This window comes from Micromonospora xinjiangensis (assembly GCF_056150165.1).
In genome coordinates, this window is the sequence record NZ_JAXCFO010000003.1 from 517,247 (window position 1) to 542,784 (window position 25,538).

25 protein-coding genes and 1 riboswitch are annotated in these 25,538 nt (G+C 72.9%); of the genes, 18 read left to right on the forward strand and 7 right to left on the reverse strand.

What is annotated here, in order from left to right; translation table 11 throughout:
• The first annotated feature begins 13 nt into the window (after positions 1 to 13).
• From SM573_RS14340 to SM573_RS14355, 4 genes are all read left to right on the forward strand, one after another.
• On the forward strand, positions 14 to 1,888 hold the full coding sequence (locus tag SM573_RS14340) for a M14 family metallopeptidase (RefSeq protein ID WP_474612665.1): 1,875 nt from the start codon (positions 14 to 16) through the stop codon (positions 1,886 to 1,888).
• A gap of 145 nt (positions 1,889 to 2,033) precedes the next feature.
• Positions 2,034 to 2,161: riboswitch (cobalamin riboswitch) on the forward strand.
• A gap of 80 nt (positions 2,162 to 2,241) precedes the next feature.
• Positions 2,242 to 3,180, forward strand: a complete 939-nt coding sequence (locus tag SM573_RS14345) for an ABC transporter substrate-binding protein (protein WP_474612666.1) — start codon at positions 2,242 to 2,244, stop codon at positions 3,178 to 3,180.
• A 130-nt stretch (positions 3,181 to 3,310) separates the two neighbouring features.
• Positions 3,311 to 4,309 carry a FecCD family ABC transporter permease gene (locus tag SM573_RS14350; RefSeq protein WP_474612895.1) on the forward strand — a complete coding sequence of 333 codons (999 nt, stop codon included), beginning with the start codon at positions 3,311 to 3,313 and terminating at the stop codon, positions 4,307 to 4,309.
• Positions 4,306 to 5,088 (forward strand): ABC transporter ATP-binding protein, encoded by a 783-nt coding sequence (locus SM573_RS14355; protein ID WP_474612667.1) that lies wholly within the window; start codon positions 4,306 to 4,308, stop codon positions 5,086 to 5,088. The genes SM573_RS14350 and SM573_RS14355 overlap by 4 nt, the downstream gene beginning before the upstream one ends.
• A 127-nt stretch (positions 5,089 to 5,215) precedes the next feature.
• On the opposite strand, the gene SM573_RS14360 is transcribed toward SM573_RS14355, so the two are convergent.
• The 3 genes from SM573_RS14360 to SM573_RS14370 all read right to left on the reverse strand — a co-directional run bounded on the left by SM573_RS14360 (position 5,216) and on the right by SM573_RS14370 (position 7,807).
• Positions 5,216 to 5,992, reverse strand: coding sequence for a VOC family protein (locus tag SM573_RS14360; RefSeq protein ID WP_474612668.1), 777 nt, complete (start codon positions 5,990 to 5,992; stop codon positions 5,216 to 5,218).
• Positions 5,993 to 6,084: 92 nt separating this feature from the next.
• Positions 6,085 to 6,822 carry an ABC transporter permease gene (locus SM573_RS14365; protein ID WP_474612669.1) on the reverse strand — a complete coding sequence of 246 codons (738 nt, stop codon included), beginning with the start codon at positions 6,820 to 6,822 and terminating at the stop codon, positions 6,085 to 6,087.
• Between the two features lie 10 nt (positions 6,823 to 6,832).
• The gene (locus SM573_RS14370) at positions 6,833 to 7,807 is read right to left on the reverse strand and encodes an ABC transporter ATP-binding protein (protein WP_474612670.1); all 975 of its coding nucleotides are present in this window, start codon (positions 7,805 to 7,807) and stop codon (positions 6,833 to 6,835) included.
• A 183-nt stretch (positions 7,808 to 7,990) separates the two neighbouring features.
• Here SM573_RS14370 and SM573_RS14375 point away from each other — a divergent pair, with 183 nt between their 5' ends.
• From SM573_RS14375 to SM573_RS14390, 4 genes are read left to right on the forward strand one after another with little or no spacing between them, the layout of a single operon-like run.
• Complete coding sequence (locus SM573_RS14375) at positions 7,991 to 8,311, forward strand: type VII secretion target (RefSeq protein ID WP_474612671.1); 321 nt, start codon at positions 7,991 to 7,993, stop codon at positions 8,309 to 8,311.
• Positions 8,312 to 8,320: 9 nt separating this feature from the next.
• Positions 8,321 to 9,247, forward strand: a complete 927-nt coding sequence (locus tag SM573_RS14380; protein WP_474612672.1) for a WXG100 family type VII secretion target — start codon at positions 8,321 to 8,323, stop codon at positions 9,245 to 9,247.
• A 9-nt stretch (positions 9,248 to 9,256) separates the two neighbouring features.
• Complete coding sequence (locus tag SM573_RS14385) at positions 9,257 to 9,604, forward strand: YbaB/EbfC family nucleoid-associated protein (RefSeq protein WP_474612673.1); 348 nt, start codon at positions 9,257 to 9,259, stop codon at positions 9,602 to 9,604.
• Positions 9,605 to 9,608: 4 nt separating this feature from the next.
• On the forward strand, positions 9,609 to 10,208 hold the full coding sequence (locus SM573_RS14390; protein WP_474612674.1) for a hypothetical protein: 600 nt from the start codon (positions 9,609 to 9,611) through the stop codon (positions 10,206 to 10,208).
• 125 nt (positions 10,209 to 10,333) lie between these two features.
• On the opposite strand, the gene SM573_RS14395 is transcribed toward SM573_RS14390, so the two are convergent.
• The gene (locus SM573_RS14395) at positions 10,334 to 12,580 is read right to left on the reverse strand and encodes a HelD family protein (RefSeq protein WP_474612675.1); all 2,247 of its coding nucleotides are present in this window, start codon (positions 12,578 to 12,580) and stop codon (positions 10,334 to 10,336) included.
• Positions 12,581 to 12,881: 301 nt separating this feature from the next.
• On the opposite strand from SM573_RS14395, the gene SM573_RS14400 reads away from it, so the two are divergent.
• From SM573_RS14400 to SM573_RS14410, 3 genes are read left to right on the forward strand one after another with little or no spacing between them, the layout of a single operon-like run.
• Positions 12,882 to 13,463, forward strand: a complete 582-nt coding sequence (locus tag SM573_RS14400; protein ID WP_474612676.1) for an ArsR/SmtB family transcription factor — start codon at positions 12,882 to 12,884, stop codon at positions 13,461 to 13,463.
• Positions 13,464 to 13,505: 42 nt separating this feature from the next.
• Positions 13,506 to 14,813 carry an MFS transporter gene (locus SM573_RS14405; protein ID WP_474612677.1) on the forward strand — a complete coding sequence of 436 codons (1,308 nt, stop codon included), beginning with the start codon at positions 13,506 to 13,508 and terminating at the stop codon, positions 14,811 to 14,813.
• A 33-nt stretch (positions 14,814 to 14,846) separates the two neighbouring features.
• A complete protein-coding gene (locus tag SM573_RS14410) occupies positions 14,847 to 15,698 on the forward strand; it encodes a menaquinone biosynthetic enzyme MqnA/MqnD family protein (protein WP_474612678.1) in 852 nt (283 codons plus the stop codon).
• Between the two features lie 88 nt (positions 15,699 to 15,786).
• Here SM573_RS14410 and SM573_RS14415 read toward each other — a convergent pair whose 3' ends face one another.
• Both SM573_RS14415 and SM573_RS14420 read right to left on the reverse strand, forming a co-directional pair.
• Positions 15,787 to 16,725, reverse strand: a complete 939-nt coding sequence (locus SM573_RS14415) for a serine hydrolase (protein WP_474612679.1) — start codon at positions 16,723 to 16,725, stop codon at positions 15,787 to 15,789.
• A complete protein-coding gene (locus tag SM573_RS14420) occupies positions 16,725 to 17,711 on the reverse strand; it encodes a hypothetical protein (protein WP_474612680.1) in 987 nt (328 codons plus the stop codon). The genes SM573_RS14415 and SM573_RS14420 overlap by 1 nt, the downstream gene beginning before the upstream one ends.
• A gap of 385 nt (positions 17,712 to 18,096) precedes the next feature.
• On the opposite strand from SM573_RS14420, the gene paaA reads away from it, so the two are divergent.
• Genes paaA through paaE form a run of 5 tightly spaced genes read left to right on the forward strand, consistent with a single transcriptional unit; the run spans position 18,097 to position 21,764 of the window.
• A complete protein-coding gene (gene paaA, locus SM573_RS14425) occupies positions 18,097 to 19,182 on the forward strand; it encodes a 1,2-phenylacetyl-CoA epoxidase subunit PaaA (RefSeq protein WP_474612681.1) in 1,086 nt (361 codons plus the stop codon).
• On the forward strand, positions 19,179 to 19,466 hold the full coding sequence (paaB, locus tag SM573_RS14430) for a 1,2-phenylacetyl-CoA epoxidase subunit PaaB (RefSeq protein ID WP_474612682.1): 288 nt from the start codon (positions 19,179 to 19,181) through the stop codon (positions 19,464 to 19,466). The genes paaA and paaB overlap by 4 nt, the downstream gene beginning before the upstream one ends.
• The gene (gene paaC, locus SM573_RS14435; protein ID WP_474612683.1) at positions 19,463 to 20,188 is read left to right on the forward strand and encodes a 1,2-phenylacetyl-CoA epoxidase subunit PaaC; all 726 of its coding nucleotides are present in this window, start codon (positions 19,463 to 19,465) and stop codon (positions 20,186 to 20,188) included. Before paaB ends, paaC begins: the two co-directional genes overlap by 4 nt.
• Positions 20,182 to 20,658 carry a 1,2-phenylacetyl-CoA epoxidase subunit PaaD gene (gene paaD, locus SM573_RS14440; protein WP_474612684.1) on the forward strand — a complete coding sequence of 159 codons (477 nt, stop codon included), beginning with the start codon at positions 20,182 to 20,184 and terminating at the stop codon, positions 20,656 to 20,658. The genes paaC and paaD overlap by 7 nt, the downstream gene beginning before the upstream one ends.
• Complete coding sequence (gene paaE, locus SM573_RS14445; protein WP_474612685.1) at positions 20,655 to 21,764, forward strand: 1,2-phenylacetyl-CoA epoxidase subunit PaaE; 1,110 nt, start codon at positions 20,655 to 20,657, stop codon at positions 21,762 to 21,764. The genes paaD and paaE overlap by 4 nt, the downstream gene beginning before the upstream one ends.
• A 45-nt stretch (positions 21,765 to 21,809) precedes the next feature.
• Here the strand turns inward: paaE and SM573_RS14450 are convergent, their stop codons facing one another.
• Complete coding sequence (locus SM573_RS14450; RefSeq protein ID WP_474616273.1) at positions 21,810 to 22,469, reverse strand: LppU/SCO3897 family protein; 660 nt, start codon at positions 22,467 to 22,469, stop codon at positions 21,810 to 21,812.
• 168 nt (positions 22,470 to 22,637) lie between these two features.
• Here SM573_RS14450 and mqnC point away from each other — a divergent pair, with 168 nt between their 5' ends.
• Positions 22,638 to 23,828 (forward strand): cyclic dehypoxanthinyl futalosine synthase, encoded by a 1,191-nt coding sequence (mqnC, locus tag SM573_RS14455; RefSeq protein WP_474612687.1) that lies wholly within the window; start codon positions 22,638 to 22,640, stop codon positions 23,826 to 23,828.
• A gap of 244 nt (positions 23,829 to 24,072) precedes the next feature.
• Positions 24,073 to 25,338 carry a cell wall anchor protein gene (locus SM573_RS14460; RefSeq protein WP_474616274.1) on the forward strand — a complete coding sequence of 422 codons (1,266 nt, stop codon included), beginning with the start codon at positions 24,073 to 24,075 and terminating at the stop codon, positions 25,336 to 25,338.
• The last annotated feature ends 200 nt before the right edge of the window (positions 25,339 to 25,538 follow it).

The window sequence follows — 25,538 nt, forward strand, 5'->3', positions numbered from 1 at the left end:
GAGGAGGTTGTCCATGGCCTTCCGTTCACCCCTCCGTCTCCGCCGTGCCCTGGCGCTCGCCGTCGCCGCCGGGCTGGGCCTCGTCACCGTCACCACCGGGCACGTCGCCGCCCGACCCGGCCCGGAGCCCGGCGCTTCGGCCGCCGCCGAGTACCGGGTGCTCGGACCACGTACCCTCGCCGACCGCAACGCGGTGGCCCGCACCGGCGCGGCCATCGACTACAGCGAGCACGGCGTGCTGCACGTCTCGGCCACGACGGCCGAGGCCGCGGCGATCACTCGCCTCGGCTTCCGCCTGGAACGGGTCAGCGCACCGCCGTCCACCGATCACGGCGACGGTCACGTGGGCACGTTCGCCTTCCCGCCCGCCGACTCGAACTACCACGACTACGCCGAGCTGACCGCCGTCGTGAACCAGGTCGTCTCGGACCACCCGACCATCGCTCGCAAGCTCAGCATCGGCAGCTCGTACGAGGGTCGCGACCTCATGGCGGTGAAGATCTCCGACAACGTCGCCGCCGACGAGAACGAACCGGAGATCCTCTTCAACGCCCAGCAGCACGCCCGTGAGCACCTGACCGTCGAGATGGCGATCTACCTGCTCAACCTCTTCACGGACGGCTACGGCAGCGACTCCCGGATCACCAACATCGTCAACGGCCGGGAGATCTGGATCGTGCCCACGGTCAACCCGGACGGCAGCGAGTACGACATCGCCACCGGGTCCTACCGCTCCTGGCGCAAGAACCGGCAGCCGAACAGCGGATCGTCGTACGTCGGCACCGACCTCAACCGCAACTGGAGCTACCAGTGGGGCTGCTGCGGCGGCTCGTCCGGCTCGACATCGTCGGAGACCTACCGGGGCCCGTCGGCCTTCTCCGCCCCCGAGACGCAGGCGCTGCGCAACTTCGTGAACAGTCGGGTGGTCGGCGGCGTCCAGCAGATCAAGGCCAACATCGACTTCCACACGTACTCGCAGCTCGTGCTCTGGCCCTTCGGCTACACCACCGCCAACACGCCGAGCGGGATGACCGCCGACCAGTACAACACCTTCGCCACCATCGGCCAGCAGATGGCGGCCACCAACGGCTACACCCCCGAGCAGTCCAGCGACCTCTACATCGCCGATGGCACCAGCATCGACTGGATGTGGGCGGCGCACGGCATCTGGGCGTACACCTTCGAGATGTACCCGGGCTCCGCCTCCGGCGGCGGGTTCTACCCGCCCGACGAGGTGATCCCGGCGCAGACCTCCCGCAACCGGGAGGCGGTGCTGATGCTCAGCGAGTACGCCGACTGCCCGTACCGGGCGATCGGCAAGCAGGCGCAGTACTGCGGCGGCGGTGGCGGCACGACGGTGTGGTCGGACACCTTCGAGACCGCGACCGGCTGGACGATCAACCCGTCCGGCACCGACACGGCGACCGCCGGGGCCTGGGAGCGGGGCGCCGCCCAGGCGACCACGTCCAGCGGGGCCAAGCAGCTCACCCCGTACGCCGGCGGCAACGACCTGGTCACCGGGCGGCTGGCCGGCACCGGGGCCGGTGACTACGACCTCGACGGCGGGGTGACCAGCGCGCAGTCGCCCGCGGTGGCGCTGCCGTCGAGCGGCACGCTGACCCTCTCACTGGCCTGGTATCTCGCGCACGGCTCGAACTCCTCGTCGGCCGACTACCTCCGCGTCAGCGTGGTGCACGGCGGCGGCACCACCACGCTGCTCAACCAGGCCGGCGCAGCGGCCAACCGCAACGGCTCCTGGGCGGTCTCGACCCTCAACCTGACCCCGTACGCCGGGCAGACGGTGCGGATCCTCGTGCAGGCGGCGGACGCCTCCGGCGCGAGCCTGGTCGAGGCGGCTGTGGACAACATCACCATCACCGCCTCCTGAGCCGGTGGGGCCCCGTCCCGCCCCCGGCGGGGCCCCACCACGCGGTTCGATCAGGACATACCGGTAACCAGGCACGGGACCGGCGGGGCCGTACCGTCGACCGCCGTCGATCGGCCTCTTGATCAGTCAGCCTCCTGGAGGGGTGCGCTACCGTCTTACCGACCGTTCCACAGCGAAGCCGGTGCGAATCCGGCGCTGTCCCGCAACTGTGATGTCCCGCCGGCCCACCGGCGGTGAACGAGCCAGGTCGCCTGCGGACGGTCGCGACCCGCGCTCTCGAGGAAGGGCGCCTCGCGGACGGGCGCCTGTCCCTGTCGGCGAAGCACCACGCTCCTCGACCGACAGGAGGACCGATGTCCAGACGTACCCCCCGGCTGCTCGCCGCGACCCTCGCGGTCGCCGCGCTCGCCCTCGGCGCCTGCGCCGAGAAGGCCGACGACTCGCCCGCCGCCGGCGGCACCGGCCAGCCCACCGCCGCCTTCCCGGCCACGGTCGGCAACATCACCCTCGACAAGCGCCCCGAGAAGATCGTCTCGCTCTCGCCGAGCGCCACCGAGATGCTGTACGCCATCGGCGCCGGGCCGCAGGTCATCGCGGTCGACGACAACTCCGACTACCCGGCGGAGGCGCCGAAGACGGACCTGTCCGGCTTCCAGCCGAACGCGGAGGCCATCGCCGGCCGCAACCCCGACCTGGTCGTGATCTCGGACGACCGCAACAAGGTGGTCGACCAGCTCGGCAAGCTGAAGATCCCGGTGCTGGTGACCCCCGCGGCGACCACCCTCGACGACACGTACCGGCAGATCACCGACCTGGGCACCCTCACCGGCCATGCCACCGAGGCGGCCGACGTGACCCGGCGGATGCGCGACGACATCACCAAGCTGGTCAAGGACCTGCCGCAGCGGTCGGAGAAGCTCACCTTCTACCACGAGCTGAATCCGCAGCTGTACAGCGCGACCAGCAAGACCTTCATCGGCTCGCTCTACGCGATGGCCGGACTGGAGAACATCGCGGACCCGGCCGACGCCGAGGGCAAGAACGGCGGCTACCCGCAGCTCTCCCAGGAGGTCATCGTCAAGGCCGACCCGGACTTCATCTTCCTGGCCGACACGAAGTGCTGCCAGCAGAGCCCCGACACGGTCAAGGCGCGCAGCGGCTGGTCCGGGCTGACCGCGGTGAAGAACAACCAGGTGGTCGCGCTCGACGACAGCGTCGCCTCGCGCTGGGGGCCGCGCGTGGTGGACCTGCTGCGGGCGATCGTGGACGCGGTCGCCAAGGTGCCCGCGTGACGGACCGCCGCCGGTGACCAGGGTCCTTCCCGTGACCCCCGCGGCGCCGCCCGCCCGGCCGGCCGGGACGCCCTCCGCGTCCCGGCCGGTCGGCCTGCGCCCGATCTGGCTGGCCGCCGGGGTGGCCGCGATGCTCGTCGCGCTGGTGGCCGGGGTGTCGCTCGGCCCGGTCACCCTGCCTCCGGGCAGCGTCGCCGCCGAGCTGCTCAACCTGCTTCCCGGCGTGCACCTGGAGAGCGGGCTCACCGAGCGGGAGATCGCCATCGTGACCGAGCTGCGGCTGCCCCGGGCGGTGCTCGGCCTGCTCGTCGGCGGGACGCTGGCCCTCGCCGGCGGCTGCTACCAGGGCGCGTTCCGCAACCCACTGGCCGACCCCTACCTGCTCGGCGTGGCGCCCGGGGCGGGGCTCGCGGTGACCGCCGTGATCGCCCTCGGCGGCGCCGGTGCCGGCGGTGCCCTCACCGACCTTCCGCTGACCATCCCGCTCGCCGCGTTCGTCGGCTCGTTGGCGGCGGTCGCGTTGACCTACCTCATCGGGGCGGCGGGCGGCCGGAGCCGCTCACCCGCGATGCTGATCCTGGCCGGGGTGGCGGTGTCCGCGTTCCTCTCCGCCGGCCAGACCTACCTGCTGCAACAGAACGCCGACAGCATCCAGGCGGTCTACTCCTGGCTGCTCGGCCGGCTGGCCACCGCCGGTTGGCACGACGTGCTGCTGGTGCTGCCCTACGCCGTGATCACCGCCGTGGTGGTGCTGCTGCACCGGCGGGAGCTGGACGTGCTCTCCGTCGGGGACGACGAGGCCACCAGCCTCGGGCTGCACCCGCAGCGTTCCCGCTACCTGTTGATCGCCGCGGCCTCGCTGGGCACCGCCGCCGCCGTCTCCGCCACCGGCCTCATCGGCTTCGTCGGCATCATCGTGCCGCACACCGTACGGCTGCTCGCCGGGTCGAGCTACCGGGTGATCCTGCCGCTCTCGCTGCTCTTCGGCGGCGCGTTCCTGGCGCTCACCGACGTGGTGGCGCGGACCGTCGCGGCGCCCGCCGAGATCCCCATCGGCGTGGTGACCGCCCTGCTCGGTGGCCCGTTCTTCGTCCTGGTCCTGCGCACCGCCCGGCGGGTGCTGACGTGAGCGCCGCACCGGCCGTCGAGGTCCGTGACCTGCACATCGCCCTGGACGGCACCCCGATCCTCGGCGGGGTCGACCTCACCGTGGCCGCCGGTGAGTGGGTCACGGTGATCGGGCCGAACGGCGCCGGCAAGTCGACCCTGCTGCGCGCCGTCGGCGGCCTGCTGCCCGCGCCGGGCGCCGTCGCCCTCTTCGGTACGCCGATCGAGTCGCTGCGCCGTCGCGAGCGGGCCCGGGTCGTGGCGACCGTGGCCCAGTCCCCGGTGGTGCCGCCGGGCATGTCGGTGCTGGACTACGTGCTGCTCGGGCGGACCCCGTACATCCCGCCGCTCGGTCGGGAGTCGGCCGCCGACCTGGCCGCCGTGCACGAGGTGCTCGGCCGGCTGGACCTGGCGGGCTTCGTCCGACGCGAACTGGCCACCCTGTCCGGTGGCGAACGCCAGCGGGTCTTCCTGGCCCGCGCGCTCGCCCAGGGCGCCACGCTGCTGCTGCTCGACGAGCCGACCAGCGCCCTCGACATCGGCCACCAGCAGGAGGTGCTCGACCTCGTCGACCAGCTCCGGCGCGAGCACGGGCTGACCGTGGTCGCGACGATGCACGACCTCTCCATCGCGGGCGAGTACGCCGACCGGATGGTGCTGCTGTCCGGTGGTCGGGTGGCCGCCGCCGGCACTCCCCACGAGGTGCTCACCGAACCGCTGCTCGCCGAGCACTACCGGGCGAGCGTCCGGGTCCTCGACGGCGAGCACGGACCGCTGGTCGTCCCGGTCCGCCGCCGCTGACCCACCCTCGCCGCGTCCCGCTCTGCGCGGCCTCGATCGCGCTCGATCCCGGACGTAGTGCCCTCCGCGTCGCGTCGGGGCCACCACATCCTGGATCGAGCGCGATCACGCGGGCAGCCCGGCCCGGTCACTCCTCCGCGGGGGTCCCGATGTCGATCACCGAGAAGAGCGCGCCCTGCGGGTCGCGGAGCGCCGCGAAGCGGCCCGTCGGGATGTCCCGCGGCGGCACCAGGATGGATCCGCCCAGCGCCGCCGCGCGGGCGGCGGCGGCGTCCGCGTCGGCGACCGCGAAGTAGACGGTCCAGTACGCCGGCAGATCGTCCGGGAAGTCGTCGGCGAACGGCGGCATCATTCCCGCCACGATCCGCGCACCCAGCCGCCAGCCCGTGTAGGTCATCGACCCGACGGCCTGGTCGTCCGGCTGCCAGCCGAAGACCAGCTCGTAGAAGACCTTGGCCCCCTCGGGGTCGGGGGTGACCAGCTCGTTCCAGCTCATCGCGCCGGGGACGTTGAACACCTCGGCGCCGGGCATGGCCATCGGCTGCCAGACGCTGAACGAGGCGCCCGCCGGGTCGCTGAAGACGGCCATCCGCCCGCGGTCGAAGACCTCGAACGGCGGGACCACGACCTGGCCACCGGCCCGCTCCACCCGTCCCGCCACGAGGTCGGCGTCGTCGGTGGCGATGTAGGTCGACCAGATCGGCACCTGGTCCGGGATGGCGGGCGGACCGGCGCCGGCCACCGCCCGCCCGTTCAGCAGGAAGACCGTGTAACCGCCCGCCTCCGGTTCCGGCGCCACCCGCCCGGTCCACCCGAACAGCTCCGGGTAGAACCGCTTCGCGTCGGCCAGACCCGGTGTGGCGAGGTCGGCCCAGCACGGCGTACCGGGCGGGACGGTGCTCACGTCGACCCCTCTCGGCTCGGGGCGGCCACCACCGCCCTCCTGCCGAATATGGCATCGCCGAGCCGACGTACGGGGCTAAAACGGACGAATCGTCAGCTGAACCGGCGACCCTCGTCCCGCCGGTACGCCCAGCCCGCCAGCGTCGCCAGCACCACGACCCAGACGCCGAGCATGGCCAGCGAGAGCGGCCGCACCGGATAGTCGCCGACCGCCGCCCACATCAGCTCGACCGCGCCACGGGTGGGCAGGTAGGGCGCGATCACCTCGATGAACCCGGGCGCCTCGTCCGGAGCGGAGAGCAGCCCGCCGCCGAAGGCGAGCGGGAAGAACACGAGCTGCGCGACGACGATCGCCGCCTTGCTGGGCAGCGAGTAGCCGATGGCCAGCCCCATCAGCGTGAACGGCACCGACACCACGGCGACCGTGGCGGCGGCGAGCAGGAACGCCACCGGAGTGATCTGCGCGGCGGTCAGCGTCGCGCCGATCACCACCACCGGGATCAGCGAGGCGTAGGTGAGCACCAGGCCGGCCAGCACCCGGCCCGCGAACCGGGGCGCCGGGCCGGCCGGCAGCGTCCTGGTGTACGGGTTCCAGGGCTGGTCGCGGTCCTCGGCGACGCCGATGCCGTACTGGAAGATGTTGGCGCTCATCACCGAGAAGGTGACCATCGAGGCGGTGGCGTACGTGGCGCCGAGCGGATCCTTGCCGGCGAACGGGACCACGAAGAAGAGCATGGCGGCGGCGGGGAAGAAGGCGCTGCCGAAGATCGCCACCGGGATCCGGATGATCTCCAGCAGCTGGTAACGGGTGTGGACCAGGGCGAGGTGCACGATCGCCTCCTCAGGCGGTGGCCGGTCGGCCGCCCGCGGCGGCGGTGGTGGGTCGGTCGTCGGCGCCGCCCGGCTGGCCCGGCGGCGCGTCCACACCGGAGGGCGCGGCATCGCCGGGGCGGCCCTCGGCCGTGATGGCGAGGAACGCCTCCTCCAGCGACGTCGGGCGCACCTCCAGCTCGCTGAAGGTCACCCCGGCCGTGACCAGGCTCCGCACGAGTGCGTCGGCGTCCGTGGTGAGCAGGTGCGTCCGGCCGTCGATCCGCTCGGTCCGCACCACACCGGGCAGCGCCGGCACCTCGCCGGCGACGAAGCTGACCCGGCGTACGCCGACCACGGAGCGAACCGCGTCCACGGTGTCGTCGGCCAGCACCCGGCCGTGCCCGATCACCACCACCCGGTGGGCCAGCGCCTCGACCTCCTCCAGGTAGTGGCTGCTGAGCAGCACCGTCCCACCGTCGGCGTGGAACGCCCGGATGGCGTCCCAGAGCGTGCGGCGGGCCTCGACGTCCAGCCCGGTCGTCGGCTCGTCCAGGAGCACCAGCCTCGGCCGGCCGACGAAGGCCAGCGCGACCGCGAGCCGGCGGCGCTGACCACCGGAGAGACCACCGGTCTGCCGCCGGACCTGGTCGGCCAGGCCGAAACGGTCGAGCAGCTCGGCGCGGGGCAGCGGGTCGGGGTAGTGGGCGGCCACGAAGTCGACGACCTCACCGACGCGCAGCGTGCCGGGCAGACCGGTCTCCTGCGGAGTCATGCCGAGCTGCCGCCGGTACGCCGGATCGCGGGGATCGCCGCCGAAGAGCTCGACCCGACCCGAGGTGGGTCGGCGCAGCCCGACGAGCAGGTTCATCAGCGTGCTCTTGCCGGCCCCGTTCGGCCCGAGCAGGCCGACCAGCTCACCGGCGTGCACCGTCAGGTCGACCCCGTCCAGGGCCAGCACGTCGCCGTAACGGCGGCTGACCTGGTCGGCGCGGGCCAGGATCATGCGGGTCTCCTTCGCCGGTGGGTGCGGGTGGAACTGCCGGCTCCCTGTCTACCCGGTGGGCGCCACCTCCCGCTGTCCCCGGGACGGGGGCGTGCGCCGTCTGGCGCATCGCCTACTGTGGTATTCCCGCCGGCCGAGGCGCCGGTCGACGAGCGGGTGGCCGCAGGACACTGGGGAGGGTCCGTGACGAGTCCGAGCAGGAACCTGGACGTCCAACCGGAGGCGTTGACGTCCTTCGCCGCCACCTCGCGGGACCGGGCCGAGCGGTTCCGCGAGCTGCGACGGGTGTTCAACGACGGGCACGTGCCCCGGCACGCGTTCGGGATCATGCCGGCGTCGTTCAGCCTCGCCGCCGCGTACGCCGAGCAGTTCGAGGCCTGCCTGCAGGGGCTGGAGGAGGGCGCGGAGATGATGGCCGACATCGCCGAGGGCATCACCGACACCGCGGACGCGTACACCGGGACGGACGTGGCCACCAACGACCTGTTCACGCCGGGCGCCTGAGGGGGATCGATGAGCACCGAGGCGCTGCAGCGCAACAAGACCTACTTCGAGCAGATCGTGTCGGGCACCCCCGACCCGTTCAAGCCGCTCTCCGAGGCCGTGCTCTGGCCGTTCGAGCAGTTGTTGGAGCTGGTCGCGGGCGAGCCGGACGACCTGATGAAGGCGGCTCAGCTCGCGCTGACCACGGGCGACGCGGTCCGGCGGATCGCCGGTGACCAGGTCGCCGACCGGGCCCGACTGCGTGGCGCCTGGACGGGTGACGCGGCGGACAAGTTCCACGCCTCGATGGAGTCCGTCGAGGAGGCGATCGAGGAGCTCGCCAAGGGCCTCGACGGCACCAAGGAGGTGCTGGTCGACGCGGCGAACGCGGCGGTCGACGCCTTCAACCTCCTGGTGGAGCTGATCCTGGAGTTCCTGCTCTGGTTCCTCACCGAGGTCATCATCGCGGCGGTGGCCGCCGTGCTCAGCGCGGGCGTCTCCCTCGCCGCCACGGTGGTCCGCGTGCTCGCCCGGCTCGCCACCACGGTCGGCCGCATGGTCAAGATCGTGGCCCGGTTCGCCGAGATCCTCACCAAGCTGGCGACCAAGCTGCAGAAGGTCGCCGAGTTGCTCATGAAGTACCGCCGGACCGTGATGGAGCTGCGCAAGGCCAAGAAGGCGTACCGGGCCTGGAACAAGTCCGGCTACACCAGGGAGGCGCTCGAGTTCAAGCTCAAGCGGACGGCGATCCTCTTCCCCGGCAGGTTCGCCATCAACCAGGCGTCCCCGGTGAACATCCCGGGCATCGGCGGTGCGCTGCTGGACACCGGGGTCGGCCTGCACGACGTCTCCGACGGGCAGAAGGACCGGAACTACCTGGTGGACGGCACCTACCGGGAGGACCTCGGGCCGTACACCAACGGTGTGCAGAACGTCTTCGACTCGATCGTCAACTGAGAGGCAGCCATGACCTTCCCCGCACTGGACCGGATCGAGGCGCTGGCGCGCAACCTCGACGGGTGGCAGCGCCAGCTCGCCGACCGGATGTCCGAGCTGGAACAGAGCAGCGCCGAGGGCGTGAGCGACTCGGGTCTCGTCACGGTGACCGCCGCGGCCGACGGCAAGATCCTCTCCACCGAGGTCAACGCACGCGCCATGCGGTTCGACTCGTACACCCTCGCCGAGGAGTTCACCGCCGCCGCCAACCGGGCCCAGGAGGCCGCCGCCGCCCGGGTCCGGGAGATCGTCGGCGAGGTCATGAGCGACGCTCCGGCCCCGCAGCGCCGCTCCGACGACGGCTACGACCGATACTGAGCCGATGGAGGAGACCAGGTACCGCGACCGGGTCGGTCAGCTCGCCGAGCCGGGCGAACGGGTGCTGGCGTACGCGAAGGCCGACGCCGCCAACGGGGCCACGCCCCCTGCGCCGCCCGACGCGGCCGAGGCGCAGGTGTCCCGCCGGGTGACCCCGGGGTCGGCGTTGCTCAACCTGCTCGCGCCGCTGATCACCTCGGCGCCCGGCGACCGGCTGGTGGACCGCATCGTCTGGGGCATCGCCGGGCGCGGCGCGCCCGGTTCGGCCGCCTCCCGGCTGCACCACGCGTTGCAGCCGCCCCGCCCCGACGTCACGGTGCGGGACATCCTGCTCGTCGCCACGGACCGGCGGCTGCTGGTCTGCGTGAGCGGGCCGGTGAAGCTGCTGTCCAAACGGGAGGACGAGGAGCGGGCGGTGGCCGAGACCACCGTCGCCTGGGCGGCGTCACGGTCGGAGCTGGCGTCGGTGCGGGTGGGCTGGCACCGGCTCAACCCGAAGCGGCTGCGCATCGACTTCACCGACGGCTCGTGGCTCGCCTTCACCGTACCGATCGCCGAGTCCGGCCGGCCGCTGCGCGAGGTCGCCGCCGCACTCTCCCGCTGAGCCGCCCCGCCGTACTCTCCCGCTGAGCCGCGCCGCCGCACCCGGGCCCAGCCGGCCTCCGCACCCGACCGCACCCCGCCGCCGGGCCGGACGCGGGCCGGCGCGGCGAGCGGTGACGGGGGCGGTCAGCCGGCGAGCGGTGCCGGCAGCGGCTCCCGGTGCAGCACCGTCAGCCGGGACACCGCCCGGGTCAGCACCACGTACAGCCGGTGCAGGCCACGCGGCTCGGCGGCCACGATCGCGGCCGGCTCGACGACCACCACGTGGTCGTACTCCAGGCCCTTGACCAGCGTCGCGGGCACCAGGGTGACCCGCGCGGCGGCCTCCACGTCGTCGGCCGTCCCGGTGTCGACGCCCGCGGCGTCGAGCGCCGCCCGCAACTCCTCGACGGCGTCGTCGGCGGCGATGACGCCGATGGAACCCTCGTGCGCGAGCGCCGCCCGCACCTCGGCCACCGTCGCCGCGGTCGGCTCCGCCACCGTACGCACGTCGAGGCCCCCGTCGTGGCGCAGCGACTCGGCCGGGGGCACGTCGACGGCGAGCAGCGGGAGAAGCCGGTTGGCGAACGCGACAACCGCGGCCGGAACCCGGAACCCGACGGTCAGCGGCACGATGGTCGCGTCCGGCTTGCCCAGATGGGTGAGGGACTCCCGCCAGTCGGTGGCGGCCCACGGCGCGGTGCCCTGGGCCAGGTCGCCGAGGAGGGTGATGGATCCATGCTCGCTACGCCGCGCGACGGCGCGGCACTGCATGGGCGAGAGGTCCTGCGCCTCGTCGATCACGACGTGGCCGAAGCCCGCCGGACGCTCGATCAGCCCGGCCGCCTCGTCGATGAGCACCGCGTCCGCCGCCGTCCACCGGGCCGCCTTGGGTGTGCGCGGCGGCTTCGCCCAGGTGAGCCGCGCCTGCTCGGCCTCGGTGAGCAGCCCGTCCGCGGCCGCGGCGAGGGCCGCCGGGTCGGCGAGCAGGAGGTGCACCAAGCCCTCGGGTGTGACCGCCGGCCAGGCGGCGTCGAGGAAGTCGGTCACGGGCCGGCACTTCGCCATCCGGCGCAACCAGGCGTCGCTGGGCGACTCGGCGCGGCGCGCCTCGGACTGCCGTTGCAGCAGACTCACCACCCGGGCGCGGACCCGTTCCCGCCCCACGCCGTAGGGCAGGCCCTCCCGGCGGGTCTCCTCGATGACGCGGTGCAAGGGCTCCAGCCCGATCCGCCAGCGGAACGAGCCGTCGGACACCATGATCGGCTCGGTCGGCTCCGCGATGTGCGCGTCGAGGGCGCGACGCAGCACCTCGGCCATCCGTACGTCGTGCTTCAGCGCGGCCGTGGCCGGGTCCTCGACGGCGCGGACGGGCACCCGGGCGACCAGGTCCTCCACCGTGGACTGCTCGACCTCCACCTCCCCGAGGGCGGGGAGCACCGCCGCGATGTACGACAGGAAGGCCCGGTTCGGCCCGACGATCAGCACGCCGGAGCGGTGCAGCCGCTCGCGGTGCAGGTAGAGCAGGTACGCGGCCCGGTGCAGCCCGACGGCCGTCTTACCGGTGCCAGGGGCCCCCTGCACGCAGATCGAGTCGGCGAGGTCGGCGCGGACCAGCTCGTCCTGCTCCGGCTGGATGGTCGCGACGATGTCCCGCATCGGCCCGACGCGCGGCCGCTCGATCTCGGCGGTCAGGATCCGGCTGGCCGTGCCCAGCTCCTCGCCCCGGTCCAGGTGCTCGTCCTCGAAGCTGGTCAGGACCCCGGTGCTGAAGCCGAAGCGGCGGCGTACGGCGATGCCCTGGGGGTCGCGGGCGCTGGCCCGGTAGAACGAGCGGGAGACCGGAGCCCGCCAGTCGAGCACCATCGGCTCGCCCGACTCGTCGGTGACGTGCCGCCGCCCGACGTGGTAGCTGCGCCCGGCGTGGTCCGGGTCGACGTCGCCGCCCTCCGAACCGTCGGCGGTCCCGCCGAAGTCGAGCCGGCCGAAGAAGAGCGGCGTGGTCGGGTCGTCGGCCAGCTCCTTGACCCGCCGGGCCATGTGGCGGCCCAACTGCTCGGCGGTGTACGAGTCACCGGCGACCTTGTCGCCGGTGGCGAAGAGGGACTCGGCCCGTTCCCGCATGCGGCGCAGCGCGTCCCGGGACGCGTCGAGGTGCGCGCGTTCGGCGGCCAGCTCGGCGTCGAGTGCGTCCGGCGTGTCGGGGCCGGGCCGGTCGGCGTCGGGCCGGTCGGCGTCGGGTGTGCCCGGCGCGGGGTGGCGGCGCTGGTCGGCGTCGGGTGTGCGCGCCGCGTCGGGCTCGGGCAGGTGCGCGTCGCCGGACAGGTCCGCGTCGGCGTTCGGGCCGGCGGGTGCGATGGCGGGGTCGTGCGAGGTGTGGGCGGCAAGGGTCATCCGAGGCGACCTTCCGGTGCGTTCGTGTGATCGGTTGACCTGGGCCGCCCGGCGCTCCGTCGAGGCGGTGTCGGCTGTGCCCGCAGGCAGGAGGCGCGCGTCGACGCGCGCGGTCGTCCACCCTACGCCCCGACCCGCCGGAAGGCGACGCATTTCCCCACCCCCTCCCGCCTCTCGGCCCGATGATCACGAGATTCGCGTCAGACGTCGCCCCACCGGGGACGCGAACCCTGATCACCTGGAGGCGCCGGTGGACCACGGGGTGGGTGACGGGTGGGGGGTGGGCCGGGATCATGGAGGAATGACCGAGCCGCCTGCCGAGCGACGCGGGGTGAGGATCAGCGATCCGCAGGTGATGCGGGCACTGGCCCACCCGGCCCGACTCACGATCATGGAACACCTGAGCGCGCTTCCGGAGGGCGCGACGGCCACCGAGTGCGCCGGGTTCGTGGGCCAGTCACCGAGCGCCACCAGCTACCACCTGCGCGAGCTGGCCAAGGCCGGCCTGGTGGAGCCGGCGCCCAGCCGGGGTGACGCGCGGGAGCGGATCTGGCGGGCCGTCAGCTCCAGTTGGACGGTGGACGCTGGCCGCAGCGCCGCTCCCGAGGCCCGCGCGGCGGAGAACGCCCTGATCGAGGCGTGGCTCGCCCGGGAGCTGGAGCGCAGTCGCGACTGGTTGCGCCGCGCTCCGGACGAGCCGGTCGAGTGGTACGACGCGGCCCGCCTCTCCGACGGACAGCTGCTGCTCACGGCCGAGGAGTTGACGGAGCTGAACGAGGCCGTGGACCGGCTCATGGAGCCGTACCGGAAGCGGGGACGCACCGACCCGCCGCCCGGTGCGCGCACCGTGTCGATCCACTACAAGGCGCTGCCGCTGGATTGACAGGGGTTGTCACCGACAGGTGTGAAGGATTATTTTCGAAATATGTCCTTCACATCTGGTTCGTCGCGCTGGGCCGACGTCTGGCTCGTCACCGCCGCCCGGGGCATCTCCAGCTGCGGCGACTTCCTCGCCGCGAGCGCGCTGACGCTCGCCCTGCAGAGCGCGGGGGCCGGCGGCCTGGCGGTCTCGGGGCTGCTGCTGGCGGCGACGCTGCCGCTGGTGGTGCTGGCCCCGCTGACCGGGCGGCTCGCCGACCGGGTCGACAGCCGCACCCTGCTGGTCGCCGCCGGCCTCGTCCAGTCGGCGATCTGCCTCACGCTGGCGCACGCCGAGAGCCCGGCGCTCGTGATCGTCCTCGTGGGACTGCTCGCCGTCGGGCTGGCCGTGACCCAGCCGGTGCTCGCCGCCCTGGTGCCCGTGATGGTCCGCTCCGCCGACCTGCCGCGGGCCAGTGCGCTCCAGCAGTCGGCCGGCACGCTCGGCGCCCTGGCCGGCTCCGCCCTCGCCGGCGTGCTCGTGGGGAGCTTCGGCACCCGCCTGCCGCTGCTCGTCGACGCGGCCAGCTACCTCGCGCTGGTGGCGGCCGGGCTGCTGATCCGTACCCGCCGCGGTGGCGGCCGGCGGACGGCTCCGGCGCCCGCCGACGGCAGCCGCCCGGTGGCGGCCTGGCGCCTGCGTCGTGACCCGCTGCTGCTCGCGACGGTGACCGGGGTGGCCGGCGTGGTCGGCGCGGTCGGCGCCATCAACGTGGTGGAGGTCTTCTTCATCCGCGAGACGCTGCACAGCAGCACGACCGTGTACGGGCTGGTCACCGGCGCCTGGACGGTCGGCGTCCTCGTCGGTGCGTGGATCTTCGCCCGCGTGGCCCGGCGGTGGCGCCGCGACGGCGCGATGGCCGGTGCGGACCTCGCCCTGCTGTCGGGGTGCTGCCTGGCGGTGCTGGTGTCGGCGGCGGTGCCGACCGCGCTGCTGATCGTCCCGATCTGGCTGGTCGGGGGAGTCTGCAACGGCGGCGTCAACGTCCTCGGCAACGTGCTGATGGCCCGGCGGGTGCCCGAGGCCGCCCGCGGTCGCGCCTTCGCGCTCTTCGTCGGTGCGGTCCAGGGCGCGTCGATGATGGGCTACCTGGCCGGCGGGTTCCTCCTCGAACTGTTCCGCCCCCGGCCGCTGGTCGCGGCCGCCGGGCTCGCCGGGCTGGTCGCGGTCGCCGTGCTGGCCGTGCCGCTCTCCCGGGCGGCACGGGCGGAGCGCGCCGGCCGGCCGGAGGCCGCCGACCGCGACGAACCCGCCGGCGGGAGACCGGACATCGGGGCGGATGCGGGGTGTGCCACTCCGGTGCCGGGTCGCTGAGCCGGCTCCGGCGGCCGGGGATACGGTCAGGGCATGGCTGAGCGCATCGCCCGTCCCCGGGTCGGACACATCCAGTTCCTGAACTGCCTGCCGATCTACTGGGGGCTGATGCGATCCGGGGCGCTGATCGACGTGGACCTGCACAAGGACACGCCGGACCAGCTCAGCGCCGCGCTCGTCGCCGGTGACCTCGACATCGGCCCGATCACCCTGGTCGAGTACCTCCGGCACGCCGACGAGCTGCTGCTCCTGCCGGACATCGCGGTGGGCAGCGACGGCCCCGTGCTCTCGGTCAACATCGTCTCCACCCGGCCGTTGAGCGAGCTGGACGGGCGCCGCGTGGCGCTCGGCTCGACCTCCCGGACCGGGGTGCTGCTCGCGCAGCTGCTGCTGGCCGACCAGTACGGCGTCCGCCCCGAGTACTTCCGCTGCCCGCCGGACCTGACCCAGATGCTGCTGGAGGCGGACGCCGGCGTGGTGATCGGTGACGTGGCGCTGCGCGCCCTCTACGAGGCGCCCCGCCGGGGCCTCCAGGTCACCGACCTGGGGCAGGCCTGGCGCGACTGGACCGGGTTGCCGATGGTCTTCGCCGTCTGGGCGGTACGCCGGGACTTCGCCGCCGCCCATCCCGGCCGCGTCAAGGAGGTGCACGAGGCGTTCCTGCGCTCGCGCGACCTCAGCCTGTCGGAGCTGGACCAGGTCGCCGAGGCGGGCGCGCGCTGGGAGCCGTTCGACGCGGAGACCCTCGCCACGTACTTCCGGACCCTGGACTTCTCCCTCGGCGAGCGGCAGGTCGCCGGCCTGCGCGAGTTCGGGCGTCGGGCCGCCGCCGTCGGTGAGGTGCCCGCGCTGCCGGCGGGCGGCCCCCAGTTCTTCCTCGGCTGACCGCCGGAGCGACCGGCCGGGCGGGGCTCCGGCCCGGCCCGGCCGAGCCGCCGGGCGTCCTGATCCCGGCCCCGACCGGCCGGCGGCGTCAGACGTTCGACCGCAGCAGCGCCGCGGTGATCTTCTGGCAGTTCTTCATGCCGTAGTCGTAGCCCATGTCGATCGGGTAGCGGACCATCACGCCCATCGTCCACGTGTCGCCGATGGCCAGGCAGTTGATGTGCATCTCCTGCTCCCTGGTCCGGTCGATCCACCCGTTCTTGATCGCGATCTGCTTCCGCTCGGCGGCCGGGAAGGCCTTCCGGATGCCGAAGTCGCCGGTGCCGCGCACCTGACGCATCTCGTTGAGCAGCCAGTCGGTCCACTTCGGGCCCGCCGCCTTCCCCTCGGCGATGCAGTTGCCGAGGCGGGCGACGTCCCGGGGCGACAGCGCCGTCCGGCTCCAGCCGCCGTCGGGCGCCACGCTGCTGTCGCCGAGGCCGCACATCGAGATCGCCCGCTTGATGGAGGCGGACCGCCCGACGCTGTCGTAGAACTGCTCGGCCCGGGTGTTGTCGCTGTCCCGGATGATCATCGTCGCGTCGGCGAGCTTGGCGTCGCTCGGCGTCTGGTCCTTCTCGTCGGCCCGGCGCAGGTAGTCGGCGACGATCCAGGACTTGATCAGCGACGCCGTGGTGCTGGTCTCGTCCATGTTCTTCGAGCCGATGATGTCGCCGGTGCGCCGGTCCAGCACCGCCCAGGAGTACCAGCCCTCGATGTCGAGGTCGAGATCCTTGGCCTCGAACGGCAGCGGCGGTAGGGAAGGGCTCGGGCTCGGCTCCGCCGAGGGCCGGTTGCCGCGGGTGCCCGGCGCGTCGGTCGCGCGGACGCCCTCGCCGGCCCCCACACCCCAGGTCGCGGCGGCCTGTGACTGGAACGGCGAGCCGGGCAGCAGGCGCAGCGACACGAGCACCAGCCCGATGAGGATCACTGCGACGGCGATGAGCCGTAGCGGGGAGGTCTCGCCGCCCCGCCGGCCACCGGCCATCAGAGCTTCCCGACCGGCTGCTGCGGCACCTTGAGGGCGGCGCCGGGCTGCGGGGTCACCAGCTGGGCGGCGACGCTCGCGCAGAGCTTCGCCCCGTAGGAGAGGCCGCGCCTGATGGGGTAGCGCGTCATGACGGCGAGACTCCAGTCATCCGTGACGGCCAGGCAGTTGACGTGCCAGTTGCCGTCGTACGCGAGCGGCGTCCAGCCGTTCTTGATGCTGACCGGCCCCTGGGCCTTGATCGAGGCCGGCAGGCCGTCGACGATCCCCCACTTGCCGCCGCCGTACGAGTCGTGCTGGTCCGCGATGCTGCCCCGGACCTTGCTCATCTCGTCGAGGACCCACTTGGTCCACTTCTCGCCGGCCGCCTTGCCGTCGGCGATGCAGTCGCCGAGCCGGACGGCGTCGCGGGGCGACATCCGGGTGAAGCTCCAGTAGCCCTCGTACTTCGGCACGTTGCCGCGCTTGGTGTCGGTGAGGCCGCAGATCTTGATCGCCCGCTGGATCACCGGGCTCGGCTGGCCGTTGGGGTAGACCCGGTACGAGCCGCCGGCCGCCGCGTTGATCGCGTTGGCCGCGTCGTCGTTGCTGTCCCGGATGGCGAGGCTGGCCTGCTTCAGCATCGCGGCGGACGGCTCCTTGTCGCCGAGCTGCCGTAGCCAGTCGCTGACGATCCACGCCTTGATCATCGACTCGGTCGAGCTGGTCTCGGCCATGTTCTTCGACCCGGAGATCTCGCCGGTGGCGCGGTCCATGAGGGCCCAGGAGAAGAACTCGTCCTTGAAGTTCACCGAGACCGGGCCGGCGGCCAGGGTCGGCGGCGGGGGCGGGGTGGGTGCGGGCGCCGCGACACTCGCCGCGCCGCCACCACCACCGCTGCTGTCGCCGGCGTCGCCGGAGAGGCGGGCGTACGCGGCCGGAACGATCAGGGCGGTGCCGAGGAGGACCGCTACGACGGCGAACACCATGGTCACGCGGGAACGCATGAGTGGGTGAGCTCCAGAGGTCAGGGCCGGGGGGACCGGCTGTGTTGCCAGGACTGAGCGGCTGATCGCCGGGGCCGGGGGGTCGGCCGGCCCGTGCGGGATGGCGATTCTCGGTAGCCGATCGGTGTGACGCGGAAAGTCTACGTCCGCAACAGCCCGATGCCAGAGTGCGGCGCCTGGCAAGTTGCGATGAAGGCGGGAAATGGTGCTATTACACGGCTTCTGTGGGCATTCATCTTTCTTGCCTGAGTCAGATTAGCCGGACCGTCTGTAGGGGCGCCGTAAACAGAGGCTCGGGAAAGCGGGCATCCGGTACGGAACGTGTACCCGGGATTCCTGTTACACCCTCTGGTTTCTTTGGTCGTGAGCTGTAACACTTGAGCTCATGTATGGCAACGACTTCGGCGCCCCGGAGGACGCACCCGGCGGCGGCCTGCTCGGCGAGGTCGAGGCGGCGGAGGCCGCCCTGCGGGAAGCCGCCGCCCGACAGCGGGCGGGCGGGCCCGCGTCCGACGACGACCTGGCGGGATACTTCGCCCAGGTCGTCGAGGCGGACCAGAAGATCGAGCCACGGGACTGGATGCCGGACGCGTACCGCAAGACGCTGATCCGGCAGATCGCCCAGCACGCCCACTCCGAGATCATCGGCATGCAGCCGGAGGGGAACTGGATCAGCCGGGCGCCGTCGCTCAAGCGCAAGGCGATCCTCCTGGCCAAGGTCCAGGACGAGGCCGGGCACGGCCTCTACCTGTACGCCGCCGCCGAGACCCTCGGCGTGAGCCGCGACGAGCTGGTCGACCTGCTCCTCAGCGGCCGCCAGAAGTACAGCTCGATCTTCAACTACCCCACCCTCACCTGGGCCGACGTCGGCGCCATCGGCTGGCTCGTGGACGGCGCGGCGATCGTCAACCAGGTGCCGCTGTGCCGCTGCTCCTACGGGCCGTACGCGCGGGCCATGATCCGCGTCTGCAAGGAGGAGTCGTTCCACCAGCGGCAGGGCTACGAGATCCTCCACACCCTGTCGCACGGCACCCCGGAGCAGAAGGCGATGGCCCAGGACGCGGTGGACCGCTGGTGGTACCCGTCACTGGCGATGTTCGGCCCGCCCGACGGAGAATCCACGCACTCCGCCCAGTCGATGGCGTGGAAGATCAAGCGGTTCTCCAACGACGAGCTGCGCCAGCGCTTCGTCGACATGTGCGTGCCGCAGGCCGAGATCCTCGGTCTCACCATTCCCGACCCGGACCTGCGCTGGAACGACGAGCGGCAGGCGTACGACTACACCCAGCCCGACTACGACGAGCTGATGCGGGTGATCTCCGGCGACGGGCCGTGCAACCGGCAGCGGATGGCGCACCGGCGGCAGGCCCACGCCGACGGCGCCTGGGTGCGCGAGGCCGCCGCGGCGTACGCGGCCAAGCGGGCGGCGGAGCGGGCCGCGGCGGAGAACGAGGAGAAGGTGGCAGCGTGAGCAGTGACCACACCCCGCTGTGGGAGGTCTTCGTCCGGGCCCGGCGCGGGCTGTCGCACACCCACGTCGGCAGCCTGCACGCCCCCGACGCGGAGCTGGCCCTGCGCAACGCCCGCGACCTCTACACCCGGCGGCAGGAGGGCGTCTCGATCTGGGTGGTGCCGGCGAGCGCCATCACGGCGTCCAGCCCGGACGAGAAGGACGCGTTCTTCGACCCCGCGGCCGACAAGGTCTACCGCCACCCCACCTTCTACGAGGTGCCGGACGGGGTGGCGCACCTGTGAACGGCCCGTTCGAGTTCACCCTCCGGCTCGGCGACGACGCGTTGATCGCCGCGCAGCGGCTGGCCGAGTGGACCACCCGCGCCCCGGAGATGGAGGAGGACATCGCGCTGGCCAACATCGCCCTCGACCAGCTCGGCGCGGCGCGGCTGCTGCTGACGTACGCGGGCGAACTGGAGGGCGCCGGCCGGGACGAGGACGCGCTCGCCTACCTCCGGGACGACCGGGAGTTCCGCAACTGCCTCCTGGTGGAGCTGCCCAACGGCGACTTCGCGGTCACCATGGCCAAGTTGCTCTTCCTCTCCGCGTACCAGCTGCCGCTCTACACGGCCCTGTCCGGCTGCGCCGACGAGCGGCTGGGCGCGATCGGGGCCAAGGCGCGCAAGGAGTCGGCGTACCACCTGGACCACGCCTCGCTCTGGGTGCGCCGGCTCGGTGACGGCACCGAGGAGTCGCACCGGCGGATGCAGGCGGCGGTCGACCAGGTGTGGCCGTACACGGTGGAGCTGTTCGCCCCCGACCCGGCCGCGCCGGTCGACCCGGCCACGCTGCGGGGGGAGTTCGACGCCACCGTGGCGGCCGTGCTGGCCGAGGCCACCCTCACCCGGCCGGAGACCGCGTGGGCCCCGGCCGGCGGGCGGGACGGCGTGCACACCGAGCACCTGTCGTACCTCCTCGCCGAGATGCAGGTGCTGCACCGCGCCCACCCGGGGGCGACGTGGTGAACCCCAGGGAGGCCGTGGCGGCGGTGGTGGACCCGGAGATCCGGGTGCTCACCATCGACGAGCTGGGCATCCTGCGGGCGGTCGACGAGGACCCGGCGACCGGCCGGGTGGTCGTCACCATCACCCCCACCTACACCGGCTGCCCGGCGATGGACGTGATCCGTGCCGACATCCGCCGGGCCCTCGCCGCGGCGGGGCACGCGGACGCCGAGATCCGTACCGTCCACTCCCCGGCGTGGAGCACCGACTGGATCTCCGCGAGCGGCCGGGCCAAGCTGGCCGCGGCCGGCATCGCGCCGCCGCCGGCGGTGCGCCCGACCGGTGCCGTGCCACTGACGCTCTCGGTCCGCTGCCCACGCTGCGGCTCGCCGGAGACCGAGCAGCTCAGCCGCTTCGGCTCCACCGCGTGCAAGGCGCTCTGGCGGTGCCGCTCCTGCTCCGAACCCTTCGACCACCTGAAGGCGCTGTGACTGTCACCATCACCCGGCCGGTCCGTCGCCGGCCCGTCTTCCACCCCCTTCCGGTAGCCGCCGTCGACCGGCTCACCGACGACGCCGTGGCGATCACCTTCGACGTGCCCGAGGAGCTGCGGGAGACGTTCGCGTTCCGTGCGGGGCAGCATCTGACCGTCCGGCGTGTCGCCGAGGACGGGACGGACGTGCGCCGGTCGTACTCGATCTGCTCCACGCCGGACGACCTGGCCCGGCACGGGCGGCTGCGGATCGGGGTCCGGGAGGTGCCCGGCGGCGCCTTCTCGACCTTCGCCTGCGGCGTGCTGCGCGGTGGCGAGACCGTCGAGGTGCTGCCCCCGCTCGGGCACTTCACCACGGCGTTCGACCCGGCCCGGGCCCGCCACTACGGCGCGGTGGTCGCGGGCTCCGGCATCACCCCGGTGCTCGCGCTGGTCGCGACGGCGCTCGCCGTCGAGCCGGCCAGCACCTTCACCCTGGTGTACGGCAACCGGCGGGCGAACACGGTGATGTTCGCCGAGGAACTGGCCGACCTGAAGGACCGCTACCCCACGAGGCTGCACCTGGTGCACGTGCTCTCCCGGGAGCAGGGCGAGTCGCCGCTGCTCTCCGGCCGGATCGACGCCGACCGGCTGGGCCGGCTGCTGGAGACGATCGTGCCGGGTGACCGCATCGAGGAGTGGTTCCTCTGTGGCCCGTACGGCATGGTGGTCGACGTGCGCGAGGTGCTCGCCTCCCGGGGTGTGCCGGAGACGGCGGTGCGCACCGAGCTGTTCCACGTCGACGCGCCGCCGGAGCCGCCGCGCCGCCCGGTCGAGGAGGCCGGCGCCGGGACCGAGGTGACGTTCGTGCTGGACGGCCGCTCGTCGAGCCTCACCATGCGCCGCGACGAGCGGGTGCTGGACGCGGCCCTGAAGGTGCGCGGCGAGCTGCCGTACGCCTGCAAGGGCGGGGTCTGCTCGACCTGCAAGGCGAAGGTGGTGGAGGGCGAGGTCACGATGGCCCGCAACTACGCGCTGGAGCCGGACGAGGTCGCCGCCGGCTACGTGCTGACCTGCCAGTCCAGCCCGGTGACCGACAAGCTCGTCGTCGACTACGACGCCTGACGGGGAACGACGGCAGGGGCCACCCGTCGTTCCCCGCGGGTCACGTCAGGTGTTCTCGCCGAGGCAGAGCAGGAGCCGGCTCGACTCCCGTTCCTCCGTGTAGCTGGCGGCGGTGCCGGGGAACGTCGCGCACTCCCCGCTGTCCGTGCTGTCCTCGACCTTCCCGATGACGACGTACGTGGCCGTCGCGTCGCCGCAGTCCACCACGGTGACCTCGGGGTCGGTGTCCGGGCCTTCGGCGTGGATGCACGCACCCACGTCGGCGTACGCGGGGTCGCGGGAGACGCCCCAGGCGATCGCGGAAGCGATCACGACCGGCGCGACCAGGCCGAGCGCGGCCGCTCGCCGGAGCACCGGCTTTCCCGGCACGGCGGGGACTCCCGGCGCGCCCGGAACGGGTTCGGCGAGTCGACCGAGCCTCATCCGGGTGATGAGGTTCCCGATCAGTACGCCCGGCGTGATGATCAACGAGAGCAGCCCCCACCAGCCCTGCCAGAGGGTCTTCGCGCTCATGTCCCGGCAGATGGCGATCCCGCAGGACCGGCAGAACGGGCCGTACCGCGTCAGCACGCGCATGAAGATGAGAAAGCCCTGGTGCCCGTGCAGGGTCCCCTTGATCGCGGGGACGGAACCGCAGTACCGGCAGGTGAGGCCGGGGCCGGACGGGGCAGGTGCCGGCGGCGCGGAGGGGGATGACGAGGTCACTGCACTTCCTTCATCGGGGGTGACATGAGGCCAACGCACGATAGGCGACGCGGGCCGCCGGCGACGTCCCCTTTCCCCGGCTGTCCGGTCCCCCCGGGGCGACGCCGCGGTCACACCGGGGGTGGCCGCTCTCCACCCCGCCTGCGGGGGCGACGTAGGCTCGGAGGCGTGACGGTGAGCCGGGAGATCGACGACATCCTGCAGCGCGGCGCGGACGGCGGGCGGATCACGCCCGAGGAGGCTCTGCTCCTCTACACCGACGCGCCCTTCCACGCCCTGGGTGAGGCGGCCGACGCCGTACGCCGGCGGCGCTACCCGGACAACATCGTCACGTACCTGATCGACCGCAACATCAACTACACGAACGTCTGCGTGACGGCGTGCAAGTTCTGCGCCTTCTACCGTGCGCCGAAGCACAAGGAGGGCTGGACCCACCCGACCGAGGAGATCCTGCGCCGCTGCGGTGAGGCCGTCGAGCTGGGCGCCACGCAGGTGATGCTCCAGGGCGGGCACCACCCGGACTACGGCGTGGAGTACTACGAGGAGCTCTTCTCCGCGGTCAAGCAGGCGTACCCGCAGCTCGCCATCCACTCCATCGGGCCGAGCGAGATCCTGCACATGGCGAAGGTCTCCGGGGTGAGCCTCGACGAGGCGATCGCCCGGATCAAGGCGGCCGGGCTCGACTCGATCGCCGGCGCCGGGGCCGAGATGCTGCCCGAGCGGCCGCGCAAGGCCATCGCCCCGCTGAAGGAGTCCGGGGAGCGGTGGCTGGAGGTCATGGAGCTGGCGCACCGCCAGGGCCTCGAATCGACCGCCACGATGATGATGGGCACCGGGGAGACGAACGCCGAGCGGATCGAGCACCTGCGGATGATCCGCGACGTGCAGGACCGCACCGGCGGCTTCCGGGCCTTCATCCCGTGGACCTACCAGCCGGAGAACAACCACCTCAAGGGGCGTACGCAGGCGAGCACGCTGGAGTACCTGCGGCTGATCGCGGTGGCCCGGCTCTTCTTCGAGACCGTGCCGCACCTCCAGGCCTCCTGGCTGACCACCGGCAAGGACGTCGGTCAGCTGGCCCTGCACATGGGTGTGGACGACCTCGGCTCGATCATGCTGGAGGAGAACGTCATCTCCTCCGCCGGTGCCCGCCACCGGTCGAACCTGCACGAGCTGATCGGCATGATCCGTACGGCGGACCGGATCCCGGCACAGCGGGACACGCTCTACCATCGCCTTGCGGTGCACTGGACGCCGGCCGACGACCCGACCGACGACCGGGTGGTCTCGCACTTCTCCTCGATCGCCCTGCCGGGCGGCGGGGCCGGCAGGGCGCTGCCGCTGGTCGAGGCGAACTGAGGCCCCGGAGCGACACGGGACCCCTGGCGGTCACCCGAAGGCGGTCCTCCACCGGCCCACGAGGGCCGTTCACATAACGCAGGGCAGTGCGGGCGGGATGGTCGACCATCCCGCCCGCACTGTTCGTGCGGGGTGGACGGACGGCTGATTTCCGGCTGGCCGCGCTGGCGTGGGAGATCGACCTCCGATAACGTCCGCTCGGTCCCGTGAACGACCTCCCTTCTTCCCTAACCCCGGGGGACAGATGAGAAAGCTCCACCGCTCGGCCCTGGCACGTCTCGGCGCCGTGGCCCTGCTCGCGACCGGCGGCCTGGCCGTCGCGGCCGCCCCGGCGCAGGCGCAGGACCAGGCCGACCTCGCCGTCAGCCCGCTCAGCTACCAGCTGGCCAAGGGCGTCAAGGCGGCCAAGGCCAAGCCCTTCAAGTTCACCGTCCGGAACCTCGCGGCGGTCGACGCGTCCGCCGTCACGGTCACCGTGGACACCACCGGTCTGAAGCGCAAGAAGGTCGGTTTCGTGGTGCCGGACGGCTGCCAGCAGTCGGGTGGCACCTTCACCTGCCTCCTCGGTGACCTGCGCGGCGGCACCAGCGAGGACTTCGGCATCCCGCTCTTCTCCACGGGCGGCCGGGGCGACGCCGGCACGCTCACGGTCACGATCAGCGCGGCGAACGCCGAGGCGGAGACCATCGAGCACGACATCAGCGTGGCCAAGCCCGGCTACGACCTGACCGCGTGGGTGCAGGACGTCCAGGCCAACGTGGTGGTCAACGGCGCCGTCGCCGACGAGCCGGACCTGAAGCCCGTCCCGCGCGGCGAGACGGTCCCGCTCGACTGGGCGGTGTACAACGACGGCAGTCGCCGGGCGACGGGCATCTTCTACGGCCTGACGCTGCCGGCGGGTGTGAGCTTCGCGCAGAAGCCGGAGGGCTGCGTCGAGCAGGAGTTCCTGGGCAAGGCCCAGCTCTTCTGCGAGGACGCGGGCGCGGTCGTCAAGCCGGGCCAGTACTACACCGCGGACGTCCGGGTGAAGGTCGGCGAGGACGTGACCGAGCCCGTGCTCCCGGAGGGCGACCTCTTCGCGTACGGGCTGGACGTGGCCGAGGGGCAGCCGGAGGAGGAGCCGCAGATCGCCACCCAGCGGCAGCGCAGGACCTTCTCCGAGACCGACGTGCTGGACAACCACACCACCTTCGAGGCGTTCGTCGACCTGTCGGCGCAGCCGACGTCGAGCCCCACCCCCACGCCCACGGTGACGCCGACCGGTGAGCCGACGGCGACGCCCACCCCCACGCCGAGCGTGACCACCACGCCGGGCGCCACGCCCAGCCCGACGCCGGGCGCCGGCGGTGGCGGCGCCGGGGAGGGCGGCCTGCCGGTGACCGGCGTGCAGGTGGGCCTGATCGGCGGGATCGGCGCGGCCGTCCTGCTGGTCGGCGGCGTGCTGGTGCTCATGTCGCGGCGGCGCAGGGTCGTGCTGGTCGCACCGGACGAGGACCGCTCGACCGACTGACCGGACGCTCACCGAGGGGCGGGACGGCGTGGCCGTCCCGCCCCTCGTCGTCCTCCCGGCGGCCCCGAGGGGAGATCCTGGACAGGTTCCGTTCGCCGCGCGCGGCAGCTGTCCAAGACCCCCGTCCTCGATCCGTGCGTGGTCGGGTGATGCCCCGTCCACGCTGACCCGACGGCCGGCGGGGCGGGAGCGGCTGGCAG

Coding starts and splice junctions, on each gene's coding strand:
- SM573_RS14350 (WP_474612895.1), top strand. CDS start 3,311: ATGCTCGTCGCGCTGGTGGCCGGGGTGTCGCTCGGCCCGGTCACCCTG.
- SM573_RS14385 (WP_474612673.1), top strand. CDS start 9,257: ATGACCTTCCCCGCACTGGACCGGATCGAGGCGCTGGCGCGCAACCTC.
- SM573_RS14380 (WP_474612672.1), top strand. CDS start 8,321: ATGAGCACCGAGGCGCTGCAGCGCAACAAGACCTACTTCGAGCAGATC.
- SM573_RS14405 (WP_474612677.1), top strand. CDS start 13,506: ATGTCCTTCACATCTGGTTCGTCGCGCTGGGCCGACGTCTGGCTCGTC.
- SM573_RS14400 (WP_474612676.1), top strand. CDS start 12,882: ATGACCGAGCCGCCTGCCGAGCGACGCGGGGTGAGGATCAGCGATCCG.
- SM573_RS14460 (WP_474616274.1), top strand. CDS start 24,073: ATGAGAAAGCTCCACCGCTCGGCCCTGGCACGTCTCGGCGCCGTGGCC.
- SM573_RS14370 (WP_474612670.1), bottom strand. CDS start 7,807: ATGATCCTGGCCCGCGCCGACCAGGTCAGCCGCCGTTACGGCGACGTG.
- SM573_RS14410 (WP_474612678.1), top strand. CDS start 14,847: ATGGCTGAGCGCATCGCCCGTCCCCGGGTCGGACACATCCAGTTCCTG.
- SM573_RS14420 (WP_474612680.1), bottom strand. CDS start 17,711: ATGCGTTCCCGCGTGACCATGGTGTTCGCCGTCGTAGCGGTCCTCCTC.
- SM573_RS14345 (WP_474612666.1), top strand. CDS start 2,242: ATGTCCAGACGTACCCCCCGGCTGCTCGCCGCGACCCTCGCGGTCGCC.
- SM573_RS14395 (WP_474612675.1), bottom strand. CDS start 12,580: ATGACCCTTGCCGCCCACACCTCGCACGACCCCGCCATCGCACCCGCC.
- SM573_RS14415 (WP_474612679.1), bottom strand. CDS start 16,725: ATGGCCGGTGGCCGGCGGGGCGGCGAGACCTCCCCGCTACGGCTCATC.
- SM573_RS14390 (WP_474612674.1), top strand. CDS start 9,609: ATGGAGGAGACCAGGTACCGCGACCGGGTCGGTCAGCTCGCCGAGCCG.
- paaA (WP_474612681.1), top strand. CDS start 18,097: ATGTATGGCAACGACTTCGGCGCCCCGGAGGACGCACCCGGCGGCGGC.
- SM573_RS14340 (WP_474612665.1), top strand. CDS start 14: ATGGCCTTCCGTTCACCCCTCCGTCTCCGCCGTGCCCTGGCGCTCGCC.